At 68.2% G+C, this 19973-nt stretch carries 15 protein-coding genes and 5 pseudogenes; 6 read left to right on the top strand and 14 right to left on the bottom strand.

What is annotated here, in order from left to right:
- Positions 1–269: 269 nt before the first annotated feature.
- Positions 270–596: a histone-like nucleoid-structuring protein Lsr2 gene (locus tag SNA_RS19980; protein WP_044366086.1), complete on the top strand. Its 327-nt coding sequence runs from the start codon at positions 270–272 to the stop codon at positions 594–596.
- 103 nt (positions 597–699) lie between these two features.
- Here SNA_RS19980 and SNA_RS19975 read toward each other — a convergent pair whose 3' ends face one another.
- From SNA_RS19975 to SNA_RS19960, 4 genes are all read right to left on the bottom strand, one after another.
- Positions 700–1143, bottom strand: coding sequence for a hypothetical protein (locus SNA_RS19975; protein ID WP_198535095.1), 444 nt, complete (start codon positions 1141–1143; stop codon positions 700–702).
- Positions 1144–1312: 169 nt separating this feature from the next.
- The gene (locus SNA_RS19970; RefSeq protein ID WP_030063310.1) at positions 1313–1720 is read right to left on the bottom strand and encodes a hypothetical protein; all 408 of its coding nucleotides are present in this window, start codon (positions 1718–1720) and stop codon (positions 1313–1315) included.
- A 400-nt stretch (positions 1721–2120) separates the two neighbouring features.
- A complete protein-coding gene (locus SNA_RS19965; RefSeq protein ID WP_030063309.1) occupies positions 2121–3242 on the bottom strand; it encodes a lipid II:glycine glycyltransferase FemX in 1122 nt (373 codons plus the stop codon).
- A 731-nt stretch (positions 3243–3973) separates the two neighbouring features.
- Positions 3974–5425 carry an amidase gene (locus SNA_RS19960; RefSeq protein WP_030063308.1) on the bottom strand — a complete coding sequence of 484 codons (1452 nt, stop codon included), beginning with the start codon at positions 5423–5425 and terminating at the stop codon, positions 3974–3976.
- A 183-nt stretch (positions 5426–5608) separates the two neighbouring features.
- Between SNA_RS19960 and SNA_RS44045 the strand changes: the two are divergent.
- Positions 5609–5914, top strand: a pseudogene (locus SNA_RS44045) (zinc-binding dehydrogenase); the annotation flags it as partial.
- 178 nt (positions 5915–6092) lie between these two features.
- Positions 6093–6241: pseudogene (locus tag SNA_RS41415) on the top strand (helix-turn-helix domain-containing protein); the annotation flags it as partial.
- A gap of 93 nt (positions 6242–6334) precedes the next feature.
- Here SNA_RS41415 and SNA_RS19950 read toward each other — a convergent pair.
- The 3 genes and pseudogenes from SNA_RS19950 to SNA_RS19940 form a co-directional block, all read right to left on the bottom strand.
- Positions 6335–7048: a polysaccharide deacetylase family protein gene (locus tag SNA_RS19950; RefSeq protein ID WP_051877063.1), complete on the bottom strand. Its 714-nt coding sequence runs from the start codon at positions 7046–7048 to the stop codon at positions 6335–6337.
- Positions 7049–7589: 541 nt separating this feature from the next.
- Positions 7590–7934 (bottom strand): annotated as a pseudogene (locus tag SNA_RS19945) (IS256 family transposase); the annotation flags it as partial.
- Positions 7935–7959: 25 nt separating this feature from the next.
- Positions 7960–9225, bottom strand: a complete 1266-nt coding sequence (locus SNA_RS19940; protein WP_241779749.1) for a trans-sulfuration enzyme family protein — start codon at positions 9223–9225, stop codon at positions 7960–7962.
- A gap of 60 nt (positions 9226–9285) precedes the next feature.
- Here SNA_RS19940 and SNA_RS19935 point away from each other — a divergent pair, with 60 nt between their 5' ends.
- Complete coding sequence (locus tag SNA_RS19935; RefSeq protein ID WP_044366080.1) at positions 9286–9822, top strand: Lrp/AsnC family transcriptional regulator; 537 nt, start codon at positions 9286–9288, stop codon at positions 9820–9822.
- Positions 9823–10024: 202 nt separating this feature from the next.
- On the opposite strand, the gene SNA_RS42535 is transcribed toward SNA_RS19935, so the two are convergent.
- From SNA_RS42535 to SNA_RS19925, 3 genes and pseudogenes are all read right to left on the bottom strand, one after another.
- Positions 10025–10330 (bottom strand): hypothetical protein, encoded by a 306-nt coding sequence (locus SNA_RS42535; protein WP_030063301.1) that lies wholly within the window; start codon positions 10328–10330, stop codon positions 10025–10027.
- A 25-nt stretch (positions 10331–10355) separates the two neighbouring features.
- A pseudogene (locus SNA_RS39995) lies at positions 10356–10983 on the bottom strand (IS5 family transposase); the annotation flags it as partial.
- A gap of 53 nt (positions 10984–11036) precedes the next feature.
- Positions 11037–11639, bottom strand: coding sequence for an RICIN domain-containing protein (locus SNA_RS19925; RefSeq protein WP_157880000.1), 603 nt, complete (start codon positions 11637–11639; stop codon positions 11037–11039).
- Positions 11640–11942: 303 nt separating this feature from the next.
- Here SNA_RS19925 and SNA_RS19920 point away from each other — a divergent pair, with 303 nt between their 5' ends.
- Positions 11943–12266: a DUF6191 domain-containing protein gene (locus SNA_RS19920; protein WP_157879999.1), complete on the top strand. Its 324-nt coding sequence runs from the start codon at positions 11943–11945 to the stop codon at positions 12264–12266.
- Between the two features lie 37 nt (positions 12267–12303).
- Here the strand turns inward: SNA_RS19920 and SNA_RS41410 are convergent.
- The 4 genes and pseudogenes from SNA_RS41410 to SNA_RS19900 form a co-directional block, all read right to left on the bottom strand.
- Positions 12304–12528: pseudogene (locus SNA_RS41410) on the bottom strand (IS5/IS1182 family transposase); the annotation flags it as partial.
- An 89-nt stretch (positions 12529–12617) separates the two neighbouring features.
- Complete coding sequence (putP, locus tag SNA_RS45025) at positions 12618–16187, bottom strand: sodium/proline symporter PutP (protein ID WP_044366536.1); 3570 nt, start codon at positions 16185–16187, stop codon at positions 12618–12620.
- A gap of 644 nt (positions 16188–16831) precedes the next feature.
- Complete coding sequence (locus SNA_RS19905; protein WP_030063296.1) at positions 16832–18424, bottom strand: solute symporter family protein; 1593 nt, start codon at positions 18422–18424, stop codon at positions 16832–16834.
- A complete protein-coding gene (locus SNA_RS19900) occupies positions 18424–18858 on the bottom strand; it encodes a DUF485 domain-containing protein (protein WP_030063295.1) in 435 nt (144 codons plus the stop codon). The genes SNA_RS19905 and SNA_RS19900 overlap by 1 nt, the downstream gene beginning before the upstream one ends.
- 529 nt (positions 18859–19387) lie before the next feature.
- Between SNA_RS19900 and SNA_RS19895 the strand changes: the two genes are divergently transcribed.
- A partial coding sequence (locus SNA_RS19895) for an MFS transporter (protein WP_476718251.1) occupies positions 19388–19973 on the top strand: 586 nt, incomplete at its 3' end.

The following is a 19973-nucleotide window of genomic DNA, read 5'->3' as shown; positions in this document are numbered from 1 at the left end:
GGTTGGGCCACCACGGCCACCACGGCAATCACCACCATCACACCGGGGACTCGCAGGGCTTCGTCGGGATGCCTCTTTTCCTGCGTCGTGGGTCAGCAGGCCGCCCCACGGGAGTGGATCCCAAGCGCGTGCTACTGGCCCTCGGCGTGGTGATGGTCGTGGGCATCGTTGTGGGGATGCTGGCGGCCCACTAGGGCTGCCTGATGAGTCGGTAACGGCCCGCTGCGTGGATCGTTCTTGGCTGCACTGCCAGCTTCTACAATCGTGCCATGGCCCAGAAAGTTGTAACCATTTGCACGGATGACCTCACGGGTGAAGAGTCCTCGGAGGCCACCACCCACACCTTCAGTCTTGACGGTGTGCAGTACGAGATTGACCTGGCTCCCGACAGCTACGACCAACTGCTTGAGGCGATGGCTCCCTTCACCAAGGCGGGGCGAAAGACCGGTAGGGCCCGCAAGTCCCACAAGGCCACCGCCGTCAGCCGTGACGACAGCGCCGCCATCCGCGCATGGGCCAAGGAAGCCGGCTTCGAGGTCAGCAATCGCGGCAGGGTGCCGGCAGCGGTCCGCGAAGCGTACGCCAAGGCCCACTGACCTCCTCATACACCCGGAAGCCCCTCACCGAAGGAACTGTGAGGGGCTTCTCGGTATGAGCGGACGACAGCGCACGGCGCGGTGCTGGGGGCTTGACGGGGGTTCAGGGGGTGCCCTGAGCGAGGGTTGCGGTCAGGGTGGCCGCGAGGGTGAGGGCCGCGACGCATGCGGTGGCGGCCGCCACAAGGGCGGCGGGGTGGGTGGCGCCGTCGAGACGGGCGAGAGGCTGGAGATCACGTTCGATGGCCAGCTGACCGGCGGTCATGGCGGTGATCACGCAGTCCATGAAGCGCTCGGCGGCGGCCTCCTGGGCGGCGGTGAGGTCGATCCGTCCGTCCGGGCCTGCGGCAGTCACGGCCTGAAGCAGCATCTCGACATCAGTGTCCCGCTCCATTCGCAGCACGCTCTTCCCGCCGAACTCCGGGATCTCCTCGTGGCGCCGGGCGAATCGCCCGCCGATTGACCGCCACCAGGCCGGCCTGGTGGCTTTCCAGCCGGCGATTCGCGTGTCATTGCTGGTGCCGCAGTACAGCATCGGGGCGCACACCGGGCAGGGCTCCGTGACGTCCGGCCCGGCGAGTGCTGCGAGCGCCTCGCGGTCCGTCAGCGGCCGCCGGTCGACAGCGCCTGGGCGCAGTCGGGGCGGTGGAGGTAGGTATCGGCCCGGCCGTCCTGGGCCGGGGGCGGGGACAGGTGCTACCGCTCTTTTATCCCAGTCAGCCGAGGACGCCCCTGATACGGTCGTCGATGTCACCATGCGGGGGCCTGAAGGTGACGGACTGCCCGGGCTGGATGGTCGCGGTCTTGGTGGTGCCGTTGCTGAAGGTGGCCGTCATCGTCGCCGGTTCGGTGCTCAGCGCACTGGTGGTGCACACACTGTCGACGGTGCCGGGCGGCGTGCTCTCCGTCTCCTGCGGGTTCAGGTCGGTGAGTACGAACAGGTTGTCGCCGATGAGGTTGCTGTTGACGTTGTAGTCGACACAGTTGACGGTGTCCTCGGCGAGTTGCGCGGCGTGTGGGACGGACGGGTGGGTCGTGGCTGCGGCCGGGGTGGCGAGGGTCAGAGTGAGGGAGAAAGCCGCGGCGGTGACTGTCAGGGCTGCGGTGGCACGTATGGGGGCCATGGAGCTTCTCCTTCGAGGGTGGAAACCGAGGAAGGCAGCCGCAGCCAGGACGGACCGACCGTGCGCTACGGGCGCCGGACTGCCCAGCTCGGGAGCCTGTTGAGGGCGATCGCGGTGGCGTTGGCCGAGTGGGCCGGCGAGCGCCTCACCTGCCAAGCCCGCCCCTTCGCAGCATCCGACGGCCCGCGCCCACCGGAAAGGGCGTGCGGCCCCGGCACGTGGAGCGGCCTCCTGCCCGCCGGATGCGCGGTCTCACACCCCCCGCTACGGCGCGCCCCTCCTATGCCGGTCTCGTTTGCCTCGACGAGTGACACGGCAGACTCGCCAACTCTGACGCTCAGCGTCGCCAACTCAAGCACTCGCCCGCCACGAGGAGCGCTCAGTCACATCACCCGTCGTCTCAGCGGAGGGACATGTAGAGGTCGAGGGCTTTGTGCAGGACCTTGTTGAGGGGGTAGTCCCACTCGCCGAGGTACTCGACGGCCTGGCCGCCGGTGCCGGCCTTGAACCGGAGCAGTCCCAGAAGGTGGTTGTCCTCTTCCAGGGTGTCGGTGATGCCGCGGAAGTCGTAGACAGCCGCTCCGAGTTCGTGTGCGTCGGACATCATCCGCCACTGGACAGCGTTATTCGGCTGTACCTCGCGCTTGCGGCTGGTGGAAGCGCCGTAGGAGTACCAGACGTGCTCGCCGACGGTCAGCATCGTGGCGGCGGCGAGCACCTCGCCCCCGTGATAGGCGAGGTAGAGGCGCATCCGGTCGTTGTCCTCGGCCTGCAGCGCGGTCCACATCCGCTGGAAGTAGGACAGCGGGCGCGGGATGAACCGGTCCCGTTCAGCGGTCTCGACGTAGAGGTCGTAGAACGCGGGCAGGTCCTCGTAGCCGCCCTGGACGACCTTGACGCCGGCCTTCTCCGCCTTCTTGATGTTGCGGCGCCACTGCTGGTTGAAGTCGCGCTGGATCTCCTCCAACGACCGCCCGGCGAAGGGGACCTGGAACACGTAGCGTGGCTGGCCTGCGGCGAAGCCGTCCTCGCCGCCGGGCTCGGTCTGGTGCCAGCCCATCCGGCGCAGCCGGTCGGCGATGTCGAAGGCCCGCGGTTCGTGCGCGGTGGCCTCCACGTCCCGTAGTTGCCGGGCCTGCGGGGCGGCGATTGCGGCCTTGACCGCCTCGGCGCTCCAGCGGCGGGCGACGACGGGCGGTCCCATCTTCACCGAGAAGGCGCCGTGCTCCTTCAGGTACGCGAGCATCGGCTCAAGCCACCGCTCCAGATCTGCCGCGGCCCAGTCGATGACCGGGCCCTCGGGCAGGTAGGCGAGGTACCTTTTCAGCTTCGGCAACGGCCGCAGCAGCACCAGCCCGGCCCCGACGAGGCGGTCGCTGTCGTCGAACCAGCCCAGACTCTCCGCCCGCCAGTCCGGCTTCACCTCCCCCCACGAGGGAACCTGCATGTGGCTCACCGAGGGCCGGGCCGTGACGAAGGCCAGATGCTCCTCGCGGGTGATCGCCTTCAGGCAATAGCTCATGCGCCGTGCTCCTTTGCTCAGCGCCCAAGCCTACTGAGGCGTACGGCACGTACAGGTTCCTCGTGCACACACAGTGCCGTCGCGCACGAAGCAGAAGCAGGCTGCCCAGCAAGATCACCGATCACGCTCATCGCGAGTGTCGCGAACCCCGGCCTTCATCAAGAGACAGAACGTCGTCCAACATCTGCTAAAGATCGACAGGTCTACAACCAGCTCAACAAGGGGGTCGAGTAGGAACCACGCAGAGAGTGCAGTTTGGTGTCACATGATGTGACACCCCGACTGAGCGCCAGTTGATCGTCTCCGCTCAGGTCGAATCGCAAGTGGGGGCCGAGTCGGTCGATTACGCCCCCTCGGGTCGATCCGGGGGGGCAAATGGTGCGCCGATCCAATGGAGTCCGCTCCGCATTTGCGCCTCCCGATTTCGCCCCCTACGGTCGCGTTCCGGCGCCCGCCGGAACGACGAAGGGGTGGGAGCCGAATACACCAGACAGGGGCAGTGGCGGTTGTTCCCGCTGGTCAGTGGAAAGACAACATCCTTGGTGGACCTTCGGTGTTCGCATCAGACGCGAAGGCTTCGCGTCTGATGCGAACACGATCCGGCTGTCGAGGCGGCGGGACAGCCGGCCGGCATGGCCGATCCCGCGTGCCAGGCCGCGAGCATCAGGACCAGGCCCCAGCCCTCGCTCGTCATCCGCACCTCATCCTCGACGGACACCCGGTAGTACGCCCTACCTCGGTGCCTGGAAGCCGCCGATCCTCTGCTCGAGCAGTTCGGCCAGCCGCAGCGGGGTGCGGTCCTCGAACATCGGACCGATGAGCTGCACTCCCACCGGCAGGCCCTCGGAGGGCCGGCCTGCTGGTATGGCGGTGGCGGGCAGGCCGGGCATGGTGGCCAGACCGGCCCAGACGAGCTGGTCGAGGTAGGGGTACTCGACGCCGTCGATGTCGATCCGGCGTTCCAACAGATCGGGGTTGTGGTCGTGCGGGAACGCGGGAGTCGGCGTGATCGGGCACACCACGGCGTCGAACTCGGCGAACAGCTGCCGCCAGCCGTGGCGGTGGAGCTCGCGACGGTTGTTCGCCTCGATCCAGTCGCGGTGGCTGAACACCATGGCGCGCAGCCGCACGGCGTCAAGGCTCTGGTCGTCCGCGCTCACTCCGGCGGCGCGGGTCCGCAGCTGCTCGTACGCTTCGACGGGCAAACGTGCAACGGAGCTCGAAAACAGCAACTGCATGTAGAGCGTCGCGGCTTCGGTCAGATCGGGCAGCAGCGGACTGTGCCGTTCGACGTGGGCGCCGCCGTCGACGAGCGCGGCGGCCACCCGGTTCACGCCCGCCCGCACGGCGGACCCGGTCGAAAGGAGCGGATGCTCGTCGAGGACCAAGACCCGGAAGTCGCCGAGCCGCTCGTGGCGCGCGGGCGGCAGCGTCAAGTCGTGCGCCACGCCGAGCGTCAGCGGGTCCGGTCCGACCATGACGTCGAGCAGGAGCGTGAGGTCGCGGGCGGTGCGCGCCATTGGACCGACGACGGCGAGGTCGAGGTCGGCCGGCAATGCCGGCGCGGGCGGCGGGACCATGCCGCGGTTCGCCGCCAGCCCGAGCGTCGGCTTGTGTGCGTAGACGCCGCAGAAATGCGCGGGGGTGCGCAACGAACCGCCGATGTCGGAACCGATGGACAGCGCGCCGAATCCGGACGCCAGGGCCGCCGCCGATCCACCCGACGATCCGCCCGACGTGCGAGCATGATCCCACGGGTTGTTGGTGGTGCCGTAGATCTCGTTGAAGCTCTGCACATCTTGCAGCCCCAAGGGCACATTGGTCTTACCGAGCACCACCGCGCCGGCGGCCTTGAGCCGCGATACCTGTACCGCATCCTCGGCCGGCACATAGTCCCGGTACTGCGGCATGCCCCAAGTCGTGGGCAGCCCGGCGATGTTGTAGGACTCCTTGACCGTCACCGGAATACCGAGCAGCGGCCTGACCTCGCCGCGGGCGCGCGCCTGGTCGGCACCGCGCGCGGCGGCCCGCGCACGGTCGAAGTCCGGCACACAGATCGCGTTGATCACGTTGTCGTCCCGCTCGATACGGGCAATCGCCTCGTCGGTCAGTTCCACCGAGGTCACTTCACCGGCACGCAAGGCAGCCGCGAGTTCTTCTGCAGCCTGAAAGTTCCACTCCATGAATCCGACCGTACTGACCTCTGGCAGAGGTCATAAAATGCCGATTCGCACAACGGGATAGATGTCTCAACTCATCAGGTTGCTCTCCGGTCGCAGAAAATTCGCCCGACCGCCGGCCATGGCGAGGCGCGGCCGTCTGGCACACCTGCCGCTGTCCGTCTCGCCCGCCACTACGGTGCGCGCGTGATTGCCACGGCGTCACCAGCGAAGCGCGACACCGTCGAAGCGTTCGGTGCCGACGAGGTCCTGGACAGCCGGCGCCCCGATCTGGCTGAGGAGATCACCCGCCTGACCGGCGGTGTCGATCTGGTCCTGGAATCGGTGGGACAGGCTACGTTCGAGGCCAGCCTGTCGGTCACCAAACCCTTCACCGGACGCGTCGTCGTGTTCGGCGCCGCTTCGGGCGATGCCAGCCTCAGCACACACGACCCGCTCTTCACCCACCAGGTCCAGGTCAAGGGCCTGCACATCGGTGCCCTGGTGGCCGCGGCCCCGTCCATCTATCGATCGTTGCTCGTCGAGATCGAGGCACTCATCGCCCACGGCGTGTACCCGCCCGGCACCCCCAGGTTCACCCCCTGGCCGAGGGGCCGGCGGTGCTGGAGCAACTCGAAGCGGGCCAGACCCGGGGCAAGCTCGCCCTCGATCCCTGGCGCTGGGAACGCCTGTGCTTCACCGCAATGCTCCGCTGTCCCCCGAGGGGCGGCTGCGACTCGTGCAGCGTTGCCGGCACCGCCCGATCGCCCACGTGGCGGCCGAGATGGCATCTCCCGCGCGTGCGCGTCGAAATGGGCCAACCGCTACCGTCGCCCGGGTTCTTGGGCATCCCCGCGAGCGGATGCGGCCCTGGAGGCGAAGGCTACGTGCGGCTGACCGTCTGCGGGGGCGAGGCACACGCAGAGGCACAGATCACCGAGGACGTGCGGCGCGTCGGTGAACTCGCCTGGTAGGTGTGCCGGCCCCGCCCGCAAGGCTCGCTCCTTTGTCCGCGGGGCGACTACAGGTGGGCCGGGAGGTGAGGAGGGTGCGGAGGTCGATGACGCGGTATCCATGGACGGTGATGGCATCGAGGATCTGTGGCAGGGCCTGGGCGTCGATCACTTCGGTGTGGCCCTCGCGCGCCCCGACGTGCATCTGCAGGATCGCCCCTGGGCGCAGGGCGTCCAGCGCCCTGGCCACTGCGCGCTCCACGGTCATGCCGCCCTTTGTGCCCTTCCAGCCATTGGTGTCGGTGGTGAATTCCACGTCCGCGAATCCCAGCCCGTTGACCTCCCTGATCTGGGCCGGGGTGGTCTCGCTGTAGGGAAACCGGAACAGCGGGGTCAGGGCCTCTCCTGCCCCGGCCGCCCGCAGGGACCGGTCCGCTGCCCAGACCTCGCGGCGTCTTCCGGCCGCGGTCAAGTCCTTGAAGTAGGGGTGGCTGTGGGAATGGTTGCCCAGACCGTGTCCCGCAGCCGCGATCCTCTTCACCACCTGGGGGTATCGGTCGGCGAAGTCGCCGGTCAGGAAGAATGTGGCAGGCGCGTGCCGGCGGGCGAGCTCAGCGAGGACGCGGTCCACACCGGCGTCGTTCCATGCCGCATTGAACGTCACAGCTACCACCCGCTCGCGGGTACGGATCACACGGTTCTCCGATCCGAACAGTGCCCGAAGACCCCCCTCGTCCACAGTCGCCGCCGGGCACCGCGCACAAGCCTTGGCTGTCGCGGCGGGAGGCCCGGGCACCACCACCCAAAGGGCGGCAAACAGCGCGATGGCCATCCGGAGCAGGCGGCGGGAGACAAGGCGGCGTGCAGCGGCGGAACGCGTCTTCATGCCACCGCCATCGGCCTACTGGCGCTTGCACTTGACCTCTACCGGAGTGACAACGACGGGCCGAGCTGTTCGCGGGCGGCTTGGATGACGGCGTCGGTCGTGAAGCCGAGGCGCGGCTCGATCGAAGCCATCGGTCCGCAGATGCCGGAGTCGTCGATTCCGATGATGGTGCCGTGACGTCCGACGTAAGGCCCCAGCCGAGTGTGGCGCCTTGCTCGACGGTGACGGCGGACGGCGGACGGCGGACGGCGGACGGCGGGCCGTGTCGTGTCGCGTGCCGTTCAGGCTTTGAATGAGTGCAGGTTACTCAGGTTGAATTCGCGGAGTCCGGGGCCCGGCCGGTAGTGCAGGAGGCGCAGGGCAGGACCGCGCCGATCGCGTCGACCAGGCCGGCGTGGGCGTCGGAGACGACCAGCTGGACACCGGACAGGCCGCGGGCGATCAGCGAGCGGAGGAAGGCGAGCCAGCCGGCGTCGTCCTCAGCGGCGGCGACGTCCAGGCCCAGGATCTCGCGGTGTCCGTCGGCGTTGACACCGGCCGCGATCAGGGCGTGCACGTTGATGATGCGGCCGCCCTCGCGGACCTTCTGGGTCAGCGCGTCCACCCAGATGAACGCATACGGCCCGGTGTCCAGAGGCCGATTACGGAACGCGGTGACCTGCTCGTCCAGATGCCGGGCCATCGCGGACACCTGGCCGGGCCGGTCGTCGTCTGCGGTTCTACCGGTTCGCGACCGCCGCTTCCCGGAGGACCCTGCCCGGCCCCGACGCCGTCCCCAACGCCCGGTCGAGATCGGCCCACAGGTCCTCGACGTCCTCCAGCCCCACCGAGAGCCGCAGCAGCCGGTCGCTGACTCCCGCGCCGCGGCGGTCGTCGGCGTCCACGATGCGGTGGCTGATGGACGCGGGGTGCTGGATGAGGGTGTCGACGCTGCCGAGGCTCACGGCCGGGGTGATCAGTCGGACGCCCGCGATGACGTCGTGGGGGTCGCCGACTACCTCGAAGGCGACCATGGCGCCTCCGATGCGCGGGTAGTGGACGCGGGCGACGCGCGGGTCGGCGGCGAGCCGGCCGGCCAGCTCCGCCGCGTTCGAGGACGCGGCTCGGACCCGTACGGGCAGCGTCGACAGACCGCGGAGCAGCAGATAGCCCGCGAGCGGATGCAGCACTCCGCCCGTGGCGAACCGCACCTGGCGCAGCCGCCCGGCGAACTCCTCGTCGCAGGCCACCACGCCGCCCATGACGTCTCCGTGGCCGCCCAGGTACTTGGTGGCGCTGTGCAGGACGAGACGGGCTCCCTGCTCGACGGGGCGTTGCAGCACGGGCGTGGCGAAGGTGTTGTCGGCGAGCAGCGGGACGGAACCGCAGGCGTGCGCGACGGCTCTCAGATCGAGTTCGGCGAGGGTCGGGTTGGCCGGGCTCTCGACCATCACCAAGCCGGTGTCGGGGCGCAGCGCGTCCGCGATGCCCGCCGGGTCGACCCAGGTCACCTCGGAGCCCAGCAGCCCTGCGGTGAGCAGGTGATCGCTGCATCCGTACAGCGGTCGTACGGCGACGACATGGCGCAGGCCCATCGCGTTGCGTACGAGCAGCACGGCGCTCAGCGCGGCCATCCCGGTGGCGAACGCGACCGCGCTCTCGGTGCCCTCAAGACGCGCGAGGGCGGTCTCGAAGCGGGCGACGGTCGGGTTGCCGAGGCGGCCGTAGACGGGCGGGCCCTCCGGTTCGGCGCCGTCGGCCGCGAAGGCGTCTATCCGGGCGGCCTCGCCCCGGCTGTCGTACGAGGGGTAGGTCGTGGACAGGTCGATCGGCGGGGCGTGCACTCCCTGCCGCGCGAGGTCGTCCCGCCCGGCGTGCACCGCCTCGGTGGCGAGCGCCCGGGGTGCGGGCACGCCCGGGACACGACGACCGGTGCTGTCGAGATCATGGCCGGTTCCCTGCGGGTCGGCCGGTACGTCGTATGCGTCAAAGCTGCCGGAGTCCATGCTCAGGATTCTGAACACCGAGCGGGGTCGGAGTGCCGGACCCCGTGTTACGTTCGAAATATGACCGATTCTGTCGTACTGGATCCGGTGGACCTCGATCTGCTGCGGCTGCTCCAGAACGACGCGCGGATGACGTACCGCGATCTCGCCGCGCAGGTCGGTGTCGCGCCGTCGACCTGCCTGGACCGGGTGACCCGGCTGCGCCGCTCGGGAGTGATTCTCGGCCATCAGCTGCGACTGGACCCGGCGAAGCTGGGCCGGGGCCTGGAGGCACTGCTGTCCGTGCAGGTCAGACCGCATCGGCGGGAGTTGGTGGGGCCGTTCGTGGAGCGGATCCGGGCGCTGCCGGAGTCCATTACGGTCTTCCATTTGACCGGGCCCGACGACTATCTCGTCCATGTCGCGGTCGCGGACATGGCGGATCTGCAGCGACTGGTCCTCGACGGGTTCACCTCGCGGCCCGAAGTGGCGCGCGTCGAGACCCGGTTGATCTTCCAGCAGTGGGACTGCGGACCGCTGCTGCCGCCCCGGCCCGAGGGCGCTCCCGCCCCCGAACCCGACCGGACCGAGCGAAAGAGCAGCTCAGAATCCCGCTGACGCGCACCCCCACTCCGCACGAAGATGGCGTACGTCAGATTCCCGGAACCCGCTGCCCCGTGAAGTCGCCGACCGCTATGTCGAAGACCTCGCCGCCCTCGACCCGCTCCTCGGTACGTATCTCGGTGTGAAGGAGCGTCCCGGAAAGCTGCCCGACACCTCGCCCGCGGGGACGCCGCCTTGTCGCGCGCAGCCCGTACGCTCAGGTTGTCCCAGCGCATGGAGCCTCCTCGGCGTGCTGATGTGTGTCGGTGTGGGGCCGTGAGGCCGGTGGCGGCTGGGGTTCAGGTGGCTGTGGCCCTGTCTGCCCGGCGGGCCAGGGGTTCAGGTTGTCGACGATGACCTTTACGGGGCCGTCTTCGAGCCCGGTTTGGATGGTGGCTGAGCCCTGCCCCGGCCCGACAAGGCCGTCGCCTTCCGTGCCCGGGTTGTCGCTGACGTTGCAGGTGGGCTCGCTGACCCAGTAGCCGGAGTGGGTGACGTAGATGATCGAGGTGTAGGTGGCCATGCGGCTATTTGGCCGCGACCCAGACCCGCTGGTCCCTGCGCTCAGGGATGGTGTGCGGATCTGCCGACGCCGCGGGTAACGGCGGTCACGGCGAGAGCTGTAACGCGAACACGGTCCAGGACTGAGATCAGCTGCGGTGCGTCACCCCACTGTCCGGGCGTGATCAGGATAGCCAGCGGCCGGTACCTGCCGTCACTCACCAGATGGATCTTGGTGGTGAACCCGCCGCGTGAGCGGCCCACCGCCTCATCGGACCGATGCTGAGAAGGGCGACGTTGTCGTCCTGGTATCCGCGCTGCCCGATGGTGGGCCCCGGCGGCATGCTGGTGGGCACGGCATACCGTGGAATCCACGCTCACCACGCTCCAGTCGATCTGCCCCTCCACATCAGCATCGGCTCGAAGGATCCGGTCCCACGTGCCGTCCGCCGGCCATCGCTGGTGACGGTCATGCACTGTCTTCCACTTCCCGAAGCGTGCAGGCAAGTCACGCCACGGTGTGCCGGTCTGCTGGCGGAAGAGGGTGCCGTTGATGACTGTGCGGTGGTTCTTCCATCGCCCGCCCCCGCCCCCGCCCCCGCCCCCGCCCACGTTCTTCGGAGGATGCGGCTCCATCCGAGCACACGCGGTGTCGCACAGATCGCCCCGTCCCACAACTGACGGAACAATCTGCTGACGAGTCCGTCACCCGTCCCCTCGGACACGCTCTAATGGACCATGTTCCACATCTGGTACCGGTTGGTGTGGTTGTAGCAGGTGGTCTTGGCGACCGGGGCGCTCTGCGGGTGGCCCTGGTCCCACAGCAGTTGGTTCCAGTGTCCTTCCTGCCCGCGATCAAGGCAGAGCACCTCGTTGAGATTGGTGTCCGCCTGGTAGTTGGCAAACTGCCAACTGTTACGAGGGTTGCCGGAGCTGTTGCCGACCCAGGTCATGTTCCACTGGTCGTGGTAGTCGCTCGAATTGCACCCGGCCGCGCGGGTTGCGAACCAGCCGCTGGGAGACGAGACGGAGTGCGACCACTGGACTCGAAGGCAGTTGCCCTCCTTGCGATGGACGATCTGCACCCGGTCGTAGTAGCCACCGACGTTGCCGTCGTAGGACACGACGTTCCACCGCTGCCACGGATTACCGGGCTGGCACGGATTGGTGTAGACATCGCCGCCGTTGGAGTCCAGGCAGTAGCCGGTGGCGTAGTCCTGGAGCATCACGTTGTACTGGTAGGTGTTCGCTTGGGCGGTGCCCGCTGTTCCCGCCACTGCCGCAGCCGCCAGCACGCCGGCCACCAGTGCCGATCTCACCTTTAAGTTCACCGAGAGTCCCCTCTCCCCGTACCTCAGCGGTTTGCACGAGAACCCTGGCAGGCGAGCGAACAGGCGCATAGGGTACGGGAGGTCAAGAAACGGTTCATTCCGCTCTTGGCGCCCGTGCGCTCAACATTCCGGGAGCATCGGGTCTTCATCGCGTGCGGTGAAGACCCGGTGTAGGGCCTGCCCCTGTCTGTTTCATTTGGCCTGGACGTCGTTTTTTGGTGAGGCGATGCTGCCCGAAGGTGGTTGTCCGCGTAGCACCTCGAAGGCGAGGAACCGTGGGTCGCGCCTGGGTGTTGGGTGAGCATGGTGATGCTCGCGAGCCTGATGGCCATATTGGTGCCTGTCATCGGTGGATTCTTGCTGGCCGCAGCGCGGCAGGTGGTGCTCAGGTCTGGTCGTCCGGTGTGGCTGCGTCGGCGCCTGGCCGGCCGTACTCCCACCGGCGGAGTGGGCCTGGGTGCCACCATGACCGAGGAACTGCACGCGATGTGGAATGGCAACAAGCACATACAACTGGAACAGCGCCGAGTGGATTTGACCTTGCAGGACAATCGGCATGATGGAGCTCCGCCCCGGACGGGCATCGACTTGGATGCGGGCAAAGCGGTGATCCGCCGGCGTGGATGAGCCGGCGTGGATGAGCCGTGGTGAAGGTGCCGCTCCTTCAGATGAGGTGGCGATAGCCGATGAGGGCTGCGGCGATGGCGACGAAGGTGAGGAAGTGTTCCGCCGTGCGTTCGTGGCGACGGTGCAGGCGTCGACAGCCGGCCGGCCAGGAAACGGTCCTCTCGACCACCCAACGGTGACGGCCGAGCCGCTGTGAGGACTCGATGCACTTGCGGGCGATGCGGTGGGCGATGCCGCGTGACCGGAGCCCTCGACGCAGGCGGTCAGTGCGCGCCGCAGAAGCGCGGTCCGCCCACGACGCGGGCCCGCTGGATCCGGGGTACCGTCTCGCCCGGCCAATGCGGGACCCGCTCACCACCGGGCACCCATGTCGGCGGGAATGTCCTGCTCTGTCCAGATGATCTTGCCGGTCGTCGTGTAGCGGGTGCCCCATCGTCGGGCGAGTTGGGCCACGATCAGGAGACCCCGTCCTCCCTCGTCGGTGGTCCGGGCATGGCGCAGGCGCGGCGACGTGCTGCTGGCGTCGGAGACCTCGCAGATCAGGCCGCGGTCCCGGATCAGGCGCAGACTCACCGGTCCGGTGGCATGGCGGATGGCGTTGGTGACCAGTTCGCTGACGATGAGCTCCGTGGTGAACGTCAGGTCGTCCATGCCCCACTCCGTCAACTGTCGGCCGGCGAGGGTGCGGGCGTTCGCCACAGCTGCCGGGTCGCTGGGCAGGTTCCATGACACGACCCGGTCCGGAGCCAGGACGCGGGTCCGGGCGAGGAGCAGGGCCGCGTCGTCGGACGGCGGATGGGTCAGCAGGGCGTCGACCGCACCCAGGCCAGTCTCCTGCAGGGTCGGCCTCGGCTCCACGAGGGCCTCGCCCAGTCGGGAGAGCCCGGCGTCGAGATCCCGGTCGAAGGTCTCGAGGAGGCCGTTGGTGTAGAGGGCGATGAGGCTGCCTTCGGCCAGCTCCAGTTCGACGGACTCGAAGGGGAGGTACCCGAGGCCGAGTGGCGGTCCGGCGGGCAGGTCGAGGACGTCGGCGGTGCCGTCCGGGCGGACGATCACCGGTGGGAGGTGACCGGCCCGGGCCAGCGTGAACCGTCTGCTGACCGGGTCGTACACGGCGTACAGACAGGTGGCTCCCATGAACGCGGCAGCAGCGGTTTCGTCCTCGGCCTCCGCCGGCCCCATGAGGCCGATGACCAGGTCGTCCAGATGAGCCAGCAGTTCGTCCGGGGAGAGGTCCAGATTGGCGAGCGTGCGTACTGCGGTACGCAGACGCCCCATGGTCGCCGCCGCGTTCATACCGTGTCCGACGACGTCCCCGACGACCAGTGCAACCCGGGTTCCGGAGAGCGGAATCACGTCGAACCAGTCACCGCCCACACCGCTGGGGGCATCCGCCGGGAGGTACCACGACGCCACCTCCAGAGCGGACCCTCCCGCGAGCTCCTGCGGCAGCAGGTAACGCTGCATGGAGCGGGCCGCGCTGCGCTCGCGGGTGAAGCGGCGCGCGTTGTCGACGCACACCGCCGCGCGGGAGACGAGTTCCTCGGCGAGCCGCACGTCGTCGTCCTCGAAGGGCCCTTGACGCCGGGAGCGGGCGAACGTCGCCACGCCAAGGGTGACGCCGCGCGCCCGCACCGGAACCACCATCAGGGAGCGGAAGTCGAACTCGCGGATGGAGGCGCCCAGTGACGGGTCTTCGGTCACCCAGGCGCTGGTGGCGCGGTCCAGGATCCGTTCCACGAGAGTCCTGCTCTCCAGCAGGCAGCGGGTCACGGGCGACGAGGGCGCACGCCGGACCGTTTCGCCCACGGCCAGAGACGCCTCCGGACAGCCTTCGCGCACCGACTGTTGCCCCGCTCGGCGGATGACGGGCGTCATGCCGACCGGTCCGGGGGTCGGCTCCTCGCCCCTCATGACCGAGTCCAGCAGGTCGACGGCGACGAACTCGGCGACGGCCGGTACGGCCTCGTCGGCCAGTTCCTGCGCGGTCAGCGTCACTTCCAGTGTGCTGCCGATACGGGCACCGGCGTCGTTCAGCACAGCCAGGCGTTCCTGGGCCCGCCAGCGCTCGGTGACGTCGATGACCATGTACCAGATGCCCACGTACCGGCCCTGGCGGTCCTTCATGGCGAAGAAGGAGGCGGAGGCCGCGCGCGTGCGGTCGGGGTCGGTGTAGCTGGGGCCGCGGAACTCGTAGTCCAGCACCGGGTCCCCGGTCTCGAGAACCCTGCGCATCCGCTCCTCGAACGCTTCCGCCTCCGGCCTGGGCAGCACCTCTCCCACCTGCCGCCCCAGTCGTTGTTCGAGGGGGATCAGGCGGCTCAGTGGCTCGTTCACCCAGACGTAGCGCAGATCCGTGTCCAGGACGGCCATGCCGACCGGTGCGTGGGTGAGGAACGGCGTGAGCATCAGCTGGCTCACCCCGCCTCCCGGCATCCGCCAGAAGGCCCGTTTCGGCGGCCGGCCGACGAACCTGCCGAAGACCAGTGCGGCGGCCGTGGCGACCAGTACACCCGGGACCATTTCGTAGACGCCCGAGTTGAGCGGCCCGAGCAGTGGATTGATCTCCTTCCAGAGAAGCACCGTGGTCGCGCCCGACACGATCCCCGCCATGGCCCCCGCCCAGGTCATACGCGGCCAGTACAGCGAGAGGAGGACGACCGGCCCGAAGGCGGCCCCGAAACCCGCCCAGGCGTAGGCGACAATGCCCAGCAGCCCGCCGCCGTGGAGCGCGATCACGAAGGCCACCAGGATCACCACGACGACCGCCCCGCGGCCGACCCACACCAGCACCTTGTCCGAGGCACGCCGGTTGAGGAACGCGCGGTAGAAGTCCTCCGTGAGCGCGACGGACGACACGAGAAGCTGGCTGTCCGCGGTCGACATGATCGCGGCCAGTACGGCGATCAGCATCACTCCGGCGATCCAGGGATTGAGCAGGACGCGGCTCAGGACGATGTACACCGTCTCGGGGTCGTGGAGCGGCGTGCCGAGCCGCCCGATTCCCGCGAGGCCGACGAGGGTGGCACCGGCGAGTACGACGACGACCCACCCCGTTCCGATACGGCGGGCCGCGGGGATGGCCCGGATGCTGCGGATGCCCATGAAGCGGGCCAGGATGTGCGGCTGACCGAAGTAGCCGAGACCCCAGGCGAGCAGCGAGATGATCGCGACGGCGCCGAGCGACCCGCCTGCCGACCACTGCCCGTCCGCGTAGTTGACCTTGGCCCCCATCTGCAGCAGGCCCGGTGCCTTCTTGTCGAGGGCATCGCGCAGTTCCCGGAAGCCTCCGAGGGACCCGATGCCGGTCAGGGGGACCACGAGCAGGGCGAGGAACATCAGCGTCGCCTGCATCACGTGCGTCAGGCTCACGGCGAGGAAGCCGCCCAGGCCCGAGTAGATGACCATCACCAGGACCGTCAGGGTCACCCCGAGTCCGAAACGGACGCCGAAGGCATGCTCGAACAGCAACCCCCCAGCGACCAGACCACTGGCGACATAGACGGTGAAGAACACGAGGGTGACCGCCGCCGAGACCATCCTGAGCATCCGGGTGCGGTCCTCGAACCGCTCCTCCAGGTAGGCCGACAGGCTCAAGGCGTTCTCGGCACGCTCGGTGTACGTGCGCAGTCTCGGCGCGACGAACCGCCAGTTGAGGTAGGTGCCGACCGCCAGGCCGACGGCGATCCAGCTGGCGCCGATGCCGGCCGCGTACACCGCTCCGGGAAACGCGAGAAACAGCCAGCCGGACATGTCACTGGCCCCTGCGGACAGGGCGGCGACCAACGCGCTGAGCCTGCGGCTCCCCAGGGCGAAGTCGGCGAAGGTGTGAGTGCGGGTGTACGCCCAGACACCTACTCCGATCATGGCGACCGCATACACGAGGAACGTGGCCACGATCGGCGCACTCAATTCGAACATATTCTCCTCGCCCGCGAGGTTCATGAGCACAGGGCGCAACCATCGCCGCGCCTGGGATCCTGGTCTGCCCTAGCGGGCAATGTACCGATTTGGGTAGCCAGGTGGTGGCCGCCACCTCCGCGCCGGTGTCGAACGGCCTATCCGTGCCACGGTCGCGTCGCCACGCTGATCCCCCGCGGGCTGCGGCTCCAGGTGACCGCCCGCACACCGGCCCGTCCCCCGGCCGCACCAGCCGCCGACACTCTGAGCTGCCCCGGGTTTCGTAGCGGCCGGTTTCTCTGGTTCCGGGCGGCGTTCGGGGCTGCCTGTCATCGGTGGTGCCGGGCCCCGAATTCCTATTCGGTCTCTGACGGGCAGAGGCCCCAAACAAAACTGCAGGTGGGGAGCGGTCCGACAGTCGGAGGCCGAGGTCGGCACCCAGCTCGTCGGCGAGCCTCCTCAGTGATGCGGAAGCGGTCGTCGTGGGCCCGGTCCACCAGAAGTACACCTTCAGGAAGTCGTCACGGGTCGGCATTGACAGGCGTTCGTCTCGGGCCAGGCTCCGCAGCGCCTTGAGGACCGTCAATGATCAGCAATGTTTGCGGTTGCCCGTGACCGGTCGGCCGGCGGTGACGACGAGTCGGGAGCCGGCGTGGATGACGACGCTAGTGCTTGGCGCCGATGCCGGTCAGTGCTCGTACCTCCATCTCCGCCTGCTTGTCGGGATCCGCCGGTTGCTTGCTGAGGACCGTGCCCAGGAACCCGCAGAGGAAGGAGAGCGGAATCGACACGATGCCCGGGTTGGTGAGCGGGAACCAGTGGAAGTCGACGCCCTTGACGATGGACGTGGGCGTGCCCGACATCGCAGGTGAGAAGGCGATCAGCAGCAGTCCGGACACCAGCCCGCCATAGATGCTCCACAGCGTCCCCGTGGTGTTGAACCGCTTCCAGTACAGGGAGTAGAGCATGGTGGACAGGTTCGCGGACGCGGCGAGCGCCAGGGCCAGCGACACCAGGAAGGCGACGTTCTGGCCGTTGGCCACGATGCCGCCGATGATGGCCAGGAAACCGATCACGATCGCCGTCAGGCGGGCGACCCGTACTTCGGACCGCGGATCCGCCTTGCCGTGCCGGAGTACGTTGGCGTAGACGTCGTGCGCGAACGACGCGGAAGCGGCGAGCGTCAGACCGGCGACCACCGCCAGGATGGTGGCGAAGGCCACCGCGGAGACCACGCCGAGCAGCACCGCGCCGCCGATCCGGAAGGCGAGCAGCGGTGCCGCGGAGTTCTCCCCGCCAGGGGCGGCCAAGATCTTGTCCGGGCCCACCAGTGCGGTGGCGGCGTATCCGACGATGAGGATCCCCAGGTAGAACGTGAACATCGACCAGGAGCACCACACCACCGACCTGCGTGCCTCCTTGGCATCCGGCACGGTGTAGAAGCGCATCAGCACGTGCGGAAGGCTGGAGATGCCGAGGACCAGCGACAGGGACAGCGAGACGAAGTCGAGCTTGCTCATCGCGTTCTGGCCGTACCAGCCGCCCGGTTCCAGCAAGCGCTCGCCCAAGGGGCTGTTCTGCGCCGCATGTCCCAGCAGTCCGGAGAGGCTGAAGCCGAACTTGCCAAGGATGAAGACGCTGATGAAGGTCACGCAGAGCAGCAGCAGGGTGGCCTTGATGATCTGCACCCAGGTCGTGCCCTTCATGCCGCCGACCAGGACGTAGAAGACCATGACGATGCCGACGGCCGTGATGACCAGGGCCTGCCCGCCCTTGCTGTGCACATTGAGCAACAGGGCGATCAGACCGCCGGCGCCGGCCATCTGGGCCAGCATGTAGAAGAACGTGATGACCAGGGTGGCGTTGGCCGCCGCCGCCCGTACCGGGCGCTGTTTCATCCGGAAGGCCATCACATCGCCCACGGTGAACCGGCCGGTATTACGCAGTCGTTCGCCGATGAGCAGCAGGGCGACCAGCCAGGCGACCAACCATCCGACGGAGTAGAGGAACCCGTCGTAGCCGTGGACGGCGATTGCTCCCGAAATCCCGAGAAAGGAGGCCGCGGAGAGGAAGTCGCCGGACAGCGCGATGCCGTTCTGCATCCCGCTGAAACCGCTGCCTGCCGCGTAGTAGTCGGAGGCGGTGGGGCTGCTGCCGCTGGCCCGGTAGACCACGTACAAGGTGATGCAGACGAAGGCGACGAATACGGTCACATTGAGCGTCGGACTGCCGGTCGTGCCGGCCGCGATCGGCACCATCACTTTCTGCCAACCTCCGCGTCGGCCCGCACCTGCTCGCGAATCCGGTCGACCTGGGGGTCGAGCCGCTTCTTGGCGAAGCGCGCATAGGTCACGACGATCATGATCGTGGACAGGAATTGCAGCAGGCCGAAGAGGGTCCCCACATTGATCTCGCCGACGGCTTTGCGCCGCATGAATTCATGACCGTAGGCGGACAACAGGGCGAAGGTGAGGTACCAGCAAAAGAAAAGCGCGCTCATCGGAAAGACGAACAGCCGCAGCCGTCGGCGAAGCCGGGTGAACTCCGGGCTGGCCTGGATCGCCGCAAAGTCGGGCTCGCCTGCCGGGCCGCACAAGGGCTGGTCGCAGGCTTTAGTGAAAGGGGCCGATAATCCGTGGCCGGTGGTCGGCGCCGAGGGGGGTGGAGCGGGAGGCCGCATGTCTCTCGTCATGATTCTCTCCAGGTTTCGGCGCGTTGACCGGTCCACCTACAGCCGTTGAGGCAGGGAGTGTAGTGGTCCACTCCGTGCAGTCAAAGGCGTTGGACCGGCGACGAGTTGGCCCACTACCGGACAGTAGCAGCCGTTCCGGTTGAGGCCCACCGGGGGGAGCCGACCTCTCTCCGGGGCCCGGGGCCGTTCGACCCGTTTACCCGTTGCCTGGGCGAATCACGCTGCTTTCTGACGAACCATCGCCAGCAGTTCTCCGGCCATCGTCGCCGGTGGTCCGACATCGCCCGAAAGCGCCGCTCTACGCGCAGAGTGTTCCCCTCCGGCAAACGTCGCCACACTCGACAGCAGACAGGTCAAACCATTGGCAGAGGCGATCAGTTGCCCTACACTCGCCACCGCTTGGCCGCTGGACATGCATCCAGGCAATTCGCCTTTCAATTACTTCTGCCCAGGCCCGGGAGGTAGACCGCCGGTGCGACTTCTTGAGCATTCCCGCATCATCGCGCGACCAGGATGGAGTCGTTGGCTGGTGCCCCCGGCTGCGCTGGCGATCCACCTGTCGATAGGCCAGGTATATGCCTGGAGCGTTTTCAAGTTACCCCTGGAGAGCGCGCTGCATATCTCGGGGGCGGCCAGCGCATTACCGTTCCAGGTCGGCATTCTCGTACTGGGGCTCTCCGCGGCCTTCGGCGGCACCCTCGTCGAGAGCAGGGGTCCGCGATGGGCCATGCTCGTCTCGTTGGTGGCGTTCTCCACCGGGTTCCTGATCGCCGCACTCGGCGTCGCCACCCGCTCCTACTGGCTGGTGGTCTTCGGCTATGGCTTCGTCGGCGGGATCGGCCTGGGCATCGGCTACATCTCGCCGGTGTCCACCCTGATGAAGTGGTTCCCCGACCGGCCGGGCATGGCCACCGGCACCGCGATCATGGGCTTCGGCGGTGGCGCACTGATCGCCTCTCCCTGGTCGACGCAGATGCTCTCCGCCTTCGGCAGCGACACGGATGGGATCGCGAAGACCTTCCTCGTGCACGGCGTGACCTACGCCGTCCTCATGACACTCGGCGTGCTGCTCGTGCGCGTACCGCCCTCGGGTTGGCGGCCGGCCGGCCGGCAAC

The organism is Streptomyces natalensis ATCC 27448, from assembly GCF_000935125.1.
In the GTDB taxonomy this organism is placed as follows: Bacteria; Actinomycetota; Actinomycetes; order Streptomycetales; family Streptomycetaceae; genus Streptomyces; species Streptomyces natalensis.
The sequence above is the reverse complement of the archived record's forward strand: the minus strand, read 5'-3'. Positions and strand labels throughout refer to the sequence as shown.